Annotated in this window: 9 protein-coding genes and 2 pseudogenes; 4 read left to right on the top strand and 7 right to left on the bottom strand. The window is 61.0% G+C overall.

Annotation, left to right across the window (positions count from 1 at the left end):
• A pseudogene (locus ACESMZ_RS17045) lies at positions 1-124 on the top strand (imidazole glycerol phosphate synthase subunit HisF); the annotation flags it as partial.
• A 208-nt stretch (positions 125-332) separates the two neighbouring features.
• Here the strand turns inward: ACESMZ_RS17045 and ACESMZ_RS17040 are convergent.
• The 4 genes from ACESMZ_RS17040 to gpmI all read right to left on the bottom strand — a co-directional run bounded on the left by ACESMZ_RS17040 (position 333) and on the right by gpmI (position 5,377).
• On the bottom strand, positions 333-1,166 hold the full coding sequence (locus ACESMZ_RS17040; RefSeq protein WP_372957525.1) for a divergent polysaccharide deacetylase family protein: 834 nt from the start codon (positions 1,164-1,166) through the stop codon (positions 333-335).
• Positions 1,163-2,512, bottom strand: coding sequence for a S41 family peptidase (locus tag ACESMZ_RS17035; protein ID WP_372973062.1), 1,350 nt, complete (start codon positions 2,510-2,512; stop codon positions 1,163-1,165). Before ACESMZ_RS17035 ends, ACESMZ_RS17040 begins: the two co-directional genes overlap by 4 nt.
• Positions 2,513-2,635: 123 nt before the next feature.
• Entirely contained in the window at positions 2,636-3,781 is a 1,146-nt protein-coding gene (locus ACESMZ_RS17030; RefSeq protein WP_372957527.1) for a murein hydrolase activator EnvC family protein, read from the bottom strand.
• A 42-nt stretch (positions 3,782-3,823) separates the two neighbouring features.
• Entirely contained in the window at positions 3,824-5,377 is a 1,554-nt protein-coding gene (gene gpmI, locus ACESMZ_RS17025) for a 2,3-bisphosphoglycerate-independent phosphoglycerate mutase (RefSeq protein WP_372957528.1), read from the bottom strand.
• 191 nt (positions 5,378-5,568) lie between these two features.
• On the opposite strand from gpmI, the gene ACESMZ_RS17020 reads away from it, so the two are divergent.
• Both ACESMZ_RS17020 and secB read left to right on the top strand, forming a co-directional pair.
• On the top strand, positions 5,569-5,985 hold the full coding sequence (locus ACESMZ_RS17020; RefSeq protein WP_372957529.1) for a rhodanese-like domain-containing protein: 417 nt from the start codon (positions 5,569-5,571) through the stop codon (positions 5,983-5,985).
• A 32-nt stretch (positions 5,986-6,017) separates the two neighbouring features.
• Positions 6,018-6,542, top strand: coding sequence for a protein-export chaperone SecB (secB, locus tag ACESMZ_RS17015; protein ID WP_372957530.1), 525 nt, complete (start codon positions 6,018-6,020; stop codon positions 6,540-6,542).
• A 71-nt stretch (positions 6,543-6,613) separates the two neighbouring features.
• On the opposite strand, the gene trmL is transcribed toward secB, so the two are convergent.
• From trmL to ACESMZ_RS17000, 3 genes are all read right to left on the bottom strand, one after another.
• Positions 6,614-7,078, bottom strand: coding sequence for a tRNA (uridine(34)/cytosine(34)/5-carboxymethylaminomethyluridine(34)-2'-O)-methyltransferase TrmL (gene trmL, locus ACESMZ_RS17010; protein ID WP_372957531.1), 465 nt, complete (start codon positions 7,076-7,078; stop codon positions 6,614-6,616).
• An 8-nt stretch (positions 7,079-7,086) separates the two neighbouring features.
• Complete coding sequence (locus ACESMZ_RS17005) at positions 7,087-8,265, bottom strand: acetyl-CoA C-acetyltransferase (RefSeq protein ID WP_372957532.1); 1,179 nt, start codon at positions 8,263-8,265, stop codon at positions 7,087-7,089.
• A 549-nt stretch (positions 8,266-8,814) separates the two neighbouring features.
• Positions 8,815-9,918 carry a multifunctional CCA tRNA nucleotidyl transferase/2'3'-cyclic phosphodiesterase/2'nucleotidase/phosphatase gene (locus ACESMZ_RS17000; protein ID WP_372957533.1) on the bottom strand — a complete coding sequence of 368 codons (1,104 nt, stop codon included), beginning with the start codon at positions 9,916-9,918 and terminating at the stop codon, positions 8,815-8,817.
• 309 nt (positions 9,919-10,227) lie between these two features.
• Between ACESMZ_RS17000 and ACESMZ_RS16995 the strand changes: the two are divergent.
• A pseudogene (locus tag ACESMZ_RS16995) lies at positions 10,228-10,444 on the top strand (hypothetical protein); the annotation flags it as partial.

The raw sequence follows: 10,444 nt of genomic DNA, 5'->3' as shown, positions 1-10,444 counted from the left end.
AGATGGTGTCACCAAAGGTGGTGCCGATGCGGTGCTGGCGGCGTCGATTTTTCACTTCGGACAGCATACGATTCCCGAGGCCAAGGCGTTTATGAAGGCCCAGGGGATTGAGGTCAGGGATTGAGCTTCAGACCGCTTTTAACTTGGCCAGGACTTGTAAGACGGTTGGTTTGGGTGAAGGCGCCCACAGGTCGATAAGGCTTTCCGGGACGCGCCGTGAATACCTCCCTGTAGGCTCTTCAAAAACGTCCCTGTTTTTGAAGGTCCCGGAAAGCCTTATCAACATGTTGATACCAGAGCTTCTGTGCCTTCACTGGCCCGGGAGGAAGTCGTTACTCCGACTTGTGGGCCACCGTCGTCACGATCTCCCGCTTTTCCCCCTCTGCAAACATCCTCCGGTTACCGTTCCGTATGGCCCAGATGCCGCTGACGGTGGCTACCGAGATGCCCTGTTCATCCAGTTCGGGTAGGGCCTTCTCCAGGTAGTCGACGGTGACCGGGTGAGGATGGCCGATGGCGATTGCAGTGCCGTTTTTGCGGGCTTTGCGGATCAGTTGCTGGAACTGCTGGTGGACGAATTCCTCGGTCTGTTCGTGGTCGAGGAAGACGTCGCGGGTGAGGCTGGGAATGTTGCGTTGGGCGGCGACCTGGCCTGCTACTGTGGTGGCGATGGTGCGACTGTCGACGAAGTAGAGGGGGTAGTGGTCCAGTTCCTCCATGACCCAGCCCATGGGTTCGGGCAACTGGGTCAGCAGGCTGCCCATGTGGTTGTTGACGCCCTGCACATGGGGGATGGCGTGGAGGGCCCTGCGCAGGGTTTTCGTCAGGGTGGGTTTGTCCATGTCCACGGTCAGTCCGCCGGCCCCCAGGCCGATGCTTCGGGTATTGTCCATGGGGGCGTGGAGCATGACTTCCTTGTGGTTGCGGTGTGCCCGGGTTGCCAGTTCGGTGGTGTGACGACGGTAGGGCAGGAAGGCCAGGGTCAGGGGCTGATCCATGTCGATCAGGCGACGACCTTCGTAGGCGTTGGCGCCCATGTCATCAATGATGATGGCAATAGTGGGCTGTAAGCCCTCCGTTGTGGGCGCTTGGTCAATGTCCTCGGCAGCACCGGGCGTTGATATCAGGAACAACGCCAGCGCTGCGAGGGTGATGCCAGGCCTCACTTTGCCTTGTCTCCCCGCTTGCTGAGAATGCCCATGCCCTTGAGCAGGTTCAGGGCCGACCGCAATTGGTAGTCCCGGTCGATTGCCGGGTTGCCGGTGGCTTCCAGGTCTTCCTCGCGAAGGTCGCCCTCCCCGTTTTCCAGGTGACCGCTAAGGCTGGCTTCACTGAAGAAGGGACCGCCTTCGATTTCAGTGAGGGTGGCCGGGCGTACTTCAATGTCTGGCGCAATGCCGCGGGCCTGGATGGAGCGGCCGTCCGGAGTGAAGTAGCGGGCCGTGGTCATCTTGATGGCGTGGGTCTCGTCCAGCGGGATAACTGTCTGTACGGAGCCCTTGCCGAAGGAGCGGGTGCCCATGATCACGGCGCGCTCATGGTCCTGCAGGGCACCGGCAAGGATCTCGGAAGCAGAGGCTGAACCACCGTTGATGAGCACCACAATGGGGGCGCCATTGGCCACATCGCCGGCCTTGGCGTTGAAGCGGAGGCGGGAGCTCTGGATGCGTCCTTCGGTATAGACAATGAGGCCTTCATCCAGCAGGGCGTCAGAGGTTTCCACGGCCGCCTGGAGAATGCCCCCCGGGTTATTGCGCACATCGATGATAAGTCCGTCCAGGTCGCCGCCGTTTTCTTCCATCAATGATTCGATGGCCTCGACAAACTGACCGCCGGTCTCATCCTGGAACTGGGTGATGCGCACATAGCCATAACCGTCTTCCAGCATGCGGGACTTGATACTGGTGACCTTGATAATGGCCCGCTCCACGTCGATTTCGATCGGAGCGCTTTCGCCATCCCGCATGATGGTCAGGGTCAGGGTGGTGCCGGGTTTGCCCCGCATGCGGGTCACCGCGTCTTGCAGGCTCATGCCTTTTACCGGTTCATCACCCAGCTTGATGATCAGGTCGCCGGCCTGTACGCCGGCTTTCTGTGCCGGGGTGTCGTCGATGGGGGCGATCACCTTGACGAAGCCGTCTTCCATGCCCACTTCAATTCCCAGCCCGCCGAATTCGCCGGTGGTGCTTTCCTCCAGCTCTTCGTATTCCTGGGGCTCCAGGTAGGCTGAGTGTGGGTCGCGGCCGGAGAGCATGCCCTTGATGGCATCCTCCAGCAGCTCCTGGTCGGAGACCTCTTCCACGTAGGCCTCTTTGATGCGGCTGAAGACTTCGGTAAATTTGCGCAGGTCATCCAGGGGCAGGGTGGCCTCTTCGCCGGACTTGCCGGAATGGGGTGACGAGGCGTCTACCGGCTGGGGTTCCTGGGCAGTGGCAGTGGCCCCGTACAGGCAGGAAAAGGCGAGCAAGCCGCCGAGAAGAGTGGTTTTACGACCTTGGATAACCCGTTTCATTCAGCGTTCCTGTAGTAAATGCCAGGCACTGCGACAGCAACCCGGTTTTTGACGTTACGCCGGTCAGTATGGCGTCCCCGGCGTCGTTTGTCAGCCCGGGGGACAAGCCCGGTAGTCGTTGTTTTACCGGCGTTTGAGCCAGCCTATGGGGTTCTGGGGTTTGCCGTTGTGACGAAGTTCAAAATACACGGCAGGGTCTTCGGTGCCGCCGGTCCGGCCGGCCAGCGCGATGGTTTCCCCGGCCCGGACCCATTCCCCGGGACTGGTCAGCAGACTGGAACTGTGGCCGTACAGGGTCATGTAGCCTTCACCGTGGTCAATGATGGTCATCATGCCAAAGCCCCGTAGCCAGTTGGAGAAAACCACGCGACCGTAGTGCACCGCCTTGATTTCCGCCTCTTCTTCCGTGTTCACTAGAATGCCGTTGCGCCGCAGGTGTCCCTGGGCCATGGAGCCGCCGAATGCCGCCACCAGCCGGCCTTCAGCCGGCCAGGCCAGGCCGCCCCGGCGGTTGCTGAACGGCTCCTTCTCCGAGGGCGACGGAATGTCTGCGATCGCTTCTTCCACCTCTTTCAGCAATTTCTCCAGCCGTTCGCGGTCAGCTTCCAGGCTGCTGCGCTCATCACGGCGGGCGGCGATGTCCTGCTTAAGGCTGGCCAGGGTTTCCTCCCGGGTGGCCTTCCGGGACTGAAGAGACTGGTGGCGCTGGTCGGCTTCCTTCTCAAGACGAACCACTTCGGCCCTGGCTTCCAGTTTGCGCTGGCGGGTGGCCCTGAGTTCATCGAGGGTGTTGTTGAAGGTTTCCAGGCGTTGCAGGTTGTCGCCGCTGAGGTATTCGTAATAGGTCATGGTGCGGGCAATTTCCTGGGGGTTGGCCTCGTTCAGCAGTACCTTGATGGCGGGTGCCCGGCCTTCCATCCAGGCCCCGCGAAGTTGCTGTTTCAGGGCGGTGCGCTGTTCCCGCAGGTCCTGGTCAAGCTCCTTTTCCTGCTTTTCCAGGGCCTCCAGTTCCCGGCCCTGCTGGCGGCGCTGTTCCTGTAACTCCCGGCGTTCCCGGGTCAGCCGGCTGATTTCCTTTTCGGTGCGTGCCAGTGTCTGCTCCAGCTCCGAACGATCTTCCTCCGCCTCTGACAGCCACTGGTCGATCTCTGCGATATCTCTCCTGAGGGCTTCCACCTGGGCCGGGGTTACCTGTTCCTGGGCGTGAGCCATGACAGGGAGCAATAACGCAAAAAGCGCCAGCCGGAGAAACCCGGTGGCGCCTGTCATGAGGCCTGGGATGCCATTAACCCTCATCCGCCTCAACGGGCCTCAGCCCTGGTCCAGCGCGACCAGGCTGTGGCCGGTCATCTCTTCGGGCTGCTTCAGGCCCATCAGTGTCAGCAGGGACGGCGCCACGTCACTCAGGGCGCCATCGTCCTTCAGGGAGACCTGGCGGTGGCCGATGTAGACCAGCGGCACCGGGCCTACCGTGTGGGCGGTGTGGACCTGGCCGGAGGAGGGGTCGGTCATCTGTTCGCAGTTGCCGTGGTCCGCGGTGACCAGGGCTTCGCCGCCCACTTCTTCCAGTGCCTCTGCAACACGTGCCACGCAGTGATCGACGCACTCGGCTGCCTTGATGGCCGCATCTAGCTTGCCGGTATGGCCCACCATATCGCCGTTGGCGTAGTTGCAGATCACCAGGTCGTACTTGCCGCTCCTGATGGCCGCCACCAGCTTGTCGGTGACCTCCGGTGCGCTCATCTCCGGTTGCAGGTCATAGGTGGCCACCTTGGGGGATGGCACAAGGATGCGGTCTTCACCCTCAAACGGTGTTTCCAGGCCGCCGTTGAAGAAAAAGGTGACGTGGGCGTATTTCTCGGTTTCCGCTATGCGCAGTTGGGTCTTGCCCAGGGAGGACACATACTCCCCCAGTCCGTTTTTCAGCTGCTCGGGCGGGTAAGCGCAGGAGGTTTTGATATCGGCGGCATACTCGGTGAGCATCACGAAATCCGCCAGGGCCGGATGCTTGCGGCGATCAAAGCCGTCAAAGTCCTGGTCCACGAAGGCGCGGGTCATTTCACGGGCACGGTCGGCACGGAAGTTCATGAACAGAACGGCATCACCATCGTTGATGGTGGCGTCCGGCTCGTCGCTACCCTGAATGCGGGTGGCCTTGACGAACTCGTCGTTCTCGCCCCGTTCGTAGGCTTCATCGATGGCGTTGAGGGGATCGGGGGCGGTAAATTCCGCTTCACCCTGGGTCAGCAGGTTGTAGGCCTGTTCCACCCGGTCCCAGCGATTGTCCCGGTCCATGGCGAAGTAACGGCCAACAATGGAGGCAACCCGGCCAACACCGAGGGACTTCATCTTTGTGGCCGCCTTCTCAAGGGACGGTCGGGCGCTGCGGGGCGGCATGTCGCGGCCGTCCAGGAAGGCATGGATATAGACCCGCTTTGCGCCCTTGCTGGCCGCCAGTTCGGCGGCCGCAAGAATGTGGTCTTCATGGGCGTGCACACCACCCGGTGACAGCAGGCCCATCAGATGGACCGCGCCATCGTTGGTCACCGCCTTGTCGATGGCGGCACACAGGGCGGGATTCTCGTTGAAGGTGCCGTCTTCAAGGTCCTTGTCGATGCGTGTGAGGCTCTGGTAAACCACCCGGCCGGCACCGAGGTTCATGTGGCCGACTTCCGAATTACCCATCTGCCCCTGGGGCAGACCAACAAACATACCCGAGGTATTGATCAGGGTTTTGGGCTGCTCGGCCCAGACCTTGTCCCAGAACGGGGTGTTGGCCAGGCTGATGGCGTTGTCGTCGGCAGGGTCACGGTGGCCCCAGCCGTCCAGTATGATCAGTGCCGTCGTCTTGCGAGTGCTGGTCATTACTCAATCCGGTGTGGTTGTGGAGGGCCGGCGACGGGCTCCGAACACGCTTTGGAACCGGCTCCCGGGCCTCCGGGGAATTTGAGGGTGAATTCTAACCTGAATCGGGTGTGCCGGGCTATGGACGCCGCCTTCTGTCCCCGGCGGAGGGTGTGTATAATCCGCCCAAATTATTCTTTCGGGACAGGTTCATGGAACGGTTGTTTGAGTTCGTCGTAAATCATTACATTCTGGTATCCATCTTTGTGGCCCTGCTGCTGGCGTTGTTCTTCCTGGAGAGCCTCCGTGGCGGCAAGAAGGTATCCGCACAACAGGCCGTGAACCTGATCAACCGCGATGAGGCCGTAGTGGTGGACATTCGCGACCGCAAGGAATTCAATGAGGGGCGCATTACCGGCTCCATCCACATCCCCCTGAACGCCATCAAGGACCGTGCCGGGGAATTGAAGAAGCACCAGGACAAGACCGTGATCGTGGTGGACAAGATGGGTCAGCATGCCGCCATGGCGGTCAAGCAGCTCAACGCCGAAGGCTACAGCAATGTGGTACGGCTCAGCGGCGGCATCGGCGACTGGAAGGCATCCAACCTTCCCCTGGTGAAGAAATAACAACCGAACGCACAAGCAAATAAGGAAAGATCATGGCTGAGAACGATCAGCAGGCTGCCGGCGGCAGCAACGAAAATGCCAACCAGAACCAGCCCCAGTTCGCGCTGCAGCGTATTTATGTGAAGGATTTGTCCTTCGAATCTCCCAATGCGCCGGAGGTTTTCCAGCAGCAGTGGAAACCGTCCGTGAATATGGACCTGAACACCTCCCACAACAAGGTGAGCGACACCCAGTACGAAGTGGTGCTGTCCATCACCATCACCGCCAAGGTGGAAGACAAGGTGGCGTACCTGGTGGAAATCCAGCAGGCAGGTGTGTTCCTGCTCAACGGTTTCCCCGAGCAGCAGGTACCGCCCATGCTGGGCGCCTATTGCCCGAACCTGCTGTTCCCCTACGCCCGTGAGACCATCGACAGCGTGGTCAACAAGGGCAGCTTCCCGGCCCTGATGCTGGCACCGGTGAACTTTGATGCCATCTTTGCCCAGGCAGTGAAGCGCAAACAGGAAGAGCAGAAGCAGCAGGGCGAGGCCTCACCGGAGGGTCAGCAGACCCACTGAGGCACCTGTCTTCGCGCTACAAAAAAACCGGCTCGTTGCAGCCGGTTTTTTTGTGAGAGTCTGGTTTGCTTTCAGCTTGCGCCGTCAAAGCCCAGCTGGCGCCAGGCTTCGTAAAGCACCACAGCAGCCGCGTTGGAGAGGTTCAGGCTGCGGCTGTGGGGCAGCATGGGAATGCGGAGCCGACGATCCGCCGGCAGCCCGTCCCGGACCCCCTCCGGCAAGCCCCGGGTCTCCGGCCCGAACATCAGGTAGTCCCCTGTTTCGAAGGTAACCTGATGGTACGGGCAACTGCCTTTGGTGGTCAGCCCGAACAGCCGCTTTGGCTGCTCGCTTTCCAGAAAAGCCTGGTAGCTGGCGTGCACTGCAACGCTGGCATACTCGCTGTAATCCAGCCCGGCGCGACGCATCTGCTTGTCCTCCAGGGTAAAACCCAGGGGTTCGATCAGATGCAGGCGGCAGCCGGTGTTGGCGCAGAGCCGGATGATATTGCCCGTGTTGGGCGGTATCTCCGGCTCGTAGAGCACGATATTGAGCACCGACGGAATCAGCGCTCGACCGCCAGGGCGACGCCCATACCACCACCGATGCACAGGGTGGCCAGGCCTTTCTTCACATCACGACGCTGCATTTCGTGCAGCAGGGTGACCAGGATACGGCAGCCGGAAGCGCCGATGGGGTGCCCCAGGGCGATGGCGCCACCGTTGACGTTCACCTTGCTGGTGTCCCAGCCCAGATCGCGGTTGACCGAAATAGCCTGGGCGGCGAAGGCCTCGTTGGCTTCGATCAGGTCCAGGTCATCCACAGTCCAGCCGGCACGCTGAAGGCAGCGCTGACTGGCGGGAATGGGGCCTGTGCCCATAATGGACGGGTCCACGCCAGCATTGGCGTAGCCCTTGATGACCGCCAGCGGAGTCAGGCCCAGCTCCTGGGCCTTGGCGGCACTGCAAACCAGCACGGCTGCCGCGCCATCGTTCAGGGATGAGGCGTTACCTGCGGTCACGGTGCCATCTTTCTTGAACGCGGGCTTGAGTTTGCCCAGGCCTTCAGCGGTAGTGCCATCCCGGGGGCCTTCGTCCTGGTCCACCACAATCGGGTCGCCCTTGCGCTGGGGGATGGTCACGGGGACGATCTGCCCGTCAAAACGGCCTTCGGCCCGGGCGGCCGCGGCTTTCTGCTGGGAGGCTGCCGCGAACTCGTCCTGCTCGTCACGGCTGATACCGTATTTCTCGACAATGTTCTCCGCCGTTACACCCATATGGTAATCATTGAAGGCGTCCATCAGGCCGTCGTTGATCATGGTGTCGATCATGGTCCAGTTGCCCATGCGCTGGCCATTACGGCTATTGGGCACCACGTGGGGCGACTGGCTCATGCTTTCCTGGCCACCGGCCAGGATCATGTCGGCATCGCCGCACTGGATGGCCTGAACGGCCATGTGCACGGCCTTGAGGCCGGAGCCACAGACCTTGTTGATGGTCATGGCGGGCACGGACGCGGGAATGCCGGCATTGATGGCCGACTGACGTGCCGGGTTCTGGCCGCAACCGGCGGTCAGTACCTGCCCGAGAATGACTTCATTAATCTGGTCGGCAGCAACGCCGGTCTCTTCCAGCAATGCCTTGATAACGGTGGTACCCAGCTGGTCCGCTCTCAGGCTGGAAAGGGAGCCACCGAAGGTTCCGATGGCGGTGCGTTTTGCTGCTGCTATGACGACGTCTTGCATTTTGGGGGTGTCTCCGTTTATTGGTTCTCCCCCAAGACTGCTGGGCCCGGGGGCGCGGCACCCGGCAGGGGGCCTTTCTCCGCTGCAATTCACGATACGTCCTGTACCGACCTTGCACCGGGCCATCCATGGCCCTGCTCCGAAAGGCCCCCTGCCGGATACCGTCAGAAGTTGGCTGCTATTCGCAAACAAGAAGGGTGATTCTATCCGAATTGAGCCACTGGCCCCAATGGGAAGCTGATTCTGAAAAAGGGGCAGCTCGACATTTATCCAGCGGGTTTTGGCGGAACTCCTTGAATTGCGGCACAAGAGTGACCGGAGAACAGAGTGGCGGATACCGGGAGGTCGGTAAGAGGGATTGGGTGGTTGGCTTTTCGTAACAGCGCCAGGGAAGGCGCGGAGCAAGGCCGGTCCAGGGACGGACCGTGAATTGCGGTGAAGAAAAGCCAACCACCCGAGCCCTCCTGCTCCCAAATTCACAGGCTGGGAGAAAACCCAGCACCCCGTCACCCATGCCTGAACACTGATATCCGGCAGGTTGCGAGATCCCTATTCAAGCGTCAGGGTAATCACCCGAAGCCGCTCCCGCCCAATAGCCTCACCAAGCTCCTTGCCCTTGAACCCCTTGGCCATCAACGACCGGGCATCCACTGCACGGGCCTCCTCCAATGCACGTTCCAGGGTACGGCTAGCCTCAATTTCCAGGCCTTCCGGCAGACAGGTCAGGGTTTGCAACAGCAGACCAAACCTTTCAGGCCGTCGCCACGCGTCCGCATGGTTAAACAGTTCAAGCACCCGCTCTGCTGACAAAGGTCGTTCCCGGACCTCCGGAGCCAACTCAACCACCTGCCGCGCCAGGTCCCGGCAATCATTGGGCGCCTTCAGCGCTGCGGCCCGTTTCGGTGCCTCAGCCGGGGGAAGGGGATGGAGCAGGGCGGCAAAACGGCACTCTGTGGCCAGCCCCTTTTCAGCGGTAGCGGCCAGGGCCGCCATGGCCTTGCCGAAGGCCTCCTCGTCTCCCACCAGTTCCGGCATGAGGATGCCAAGAGCCCCGGTGGCCCTGAGTACCTCAAAGAACGTCACCGGGGTGACCTCATGCAGGGCACGCTGGATCTCCTGCCACACCCGCTCTGGCACCAGGTGCTGTACCTCTCCGTCCGTAACCATCTGCCGCATCAGGGCCATGGTTTCATCGGCTACCCGGAAACCCAGATGATGAAACCTCGCCGCAAAACGGGCCGTTCTCAGTATGCGCAAGGGGTCTTCGGAGAAGGCGTCGGAAACATGCCGCAGCTTACGGCTTTCCAGATCGTTCCGGCCGCCAAAGGGATCCACCAGGGAGCCGTCTTCTGCCTGCGCCATGGCATTAATGGTCAGGTCCCGGCGCTTGAGGTCCTCCTCCAGGGTAACGTCCGGTGCGCTGTACACCTTGAAACCGTGGTAGCCGTGGCCCTGCTTGCGCTCAGTGCGGGCCAGAGCGTACTCCTCACGGGTTTCCGGGTGCAGGAAAACAGGAAAGTCAGCGCCTACCTGCTTGTAGCCCAGTGCAAGCATTGCCTCGGGTGTGGCCCCGACCACCACCCAGTCCCGGTCCTTGACCGCTATGCCGAGCAACTCGTCCCGGACCGCGCCGCCAACCAGATAGATTTTCATGGGACCAGGTCCTCTCTGTCTTGGTCATCAGTGCGGGGATTATGAAGCCGTGCCGGGTTACAGGCAAAACTACGGGGCACGCATGTAGCCCAGTTGGGCCTTGGCGCGGGCCAAGGGGGCGGCCAGCCTTTGCCGCTGTCGTCGGTGAATGCTCGCAGTTGTTATGGGAAAGATAATTAAAGCAGTATGTTAGAAAAGTTGGAACAGATCTTTCATAAGCCTGTGAAAGCATCTGGCAGTTTAACCGGAGTCTTGTTCATGAAATCAGTGTTAATGGCCGTCGTCGGCTTGATCGTGCTGAGCGGCTGCATGCATGGCGGCTATTATCATTCAGGAAGCGAGGATGATAGCCGCTTTGACCCAATCGTGGTCCGAGTCAGCGGTTTCGGCACCTATGAAGACGCAGCCAGTGACCGGCTCAGTACCGGCAAGCGCCTGATGGCCCGTCGGGCGTCGCAGCTGGACGCCTATCGCAACCTGGCCGAACGGGTTTATGGCACGGTGATCTATGGCAGTTCGACAGTCA

It is taken from the genome of Marinobacter sp. (genome assembly GCF_041690615.1).
Taxonomy (GTDB): domain Bacteria; phylum Pseudomonadota; class Gammaproteobacteria; order Pseudomonadales; family Oleiphilaceae; genus Marinobacter.
This window is presented reverse-complemented; position numbering and strand designations above follow the sequence as displayed.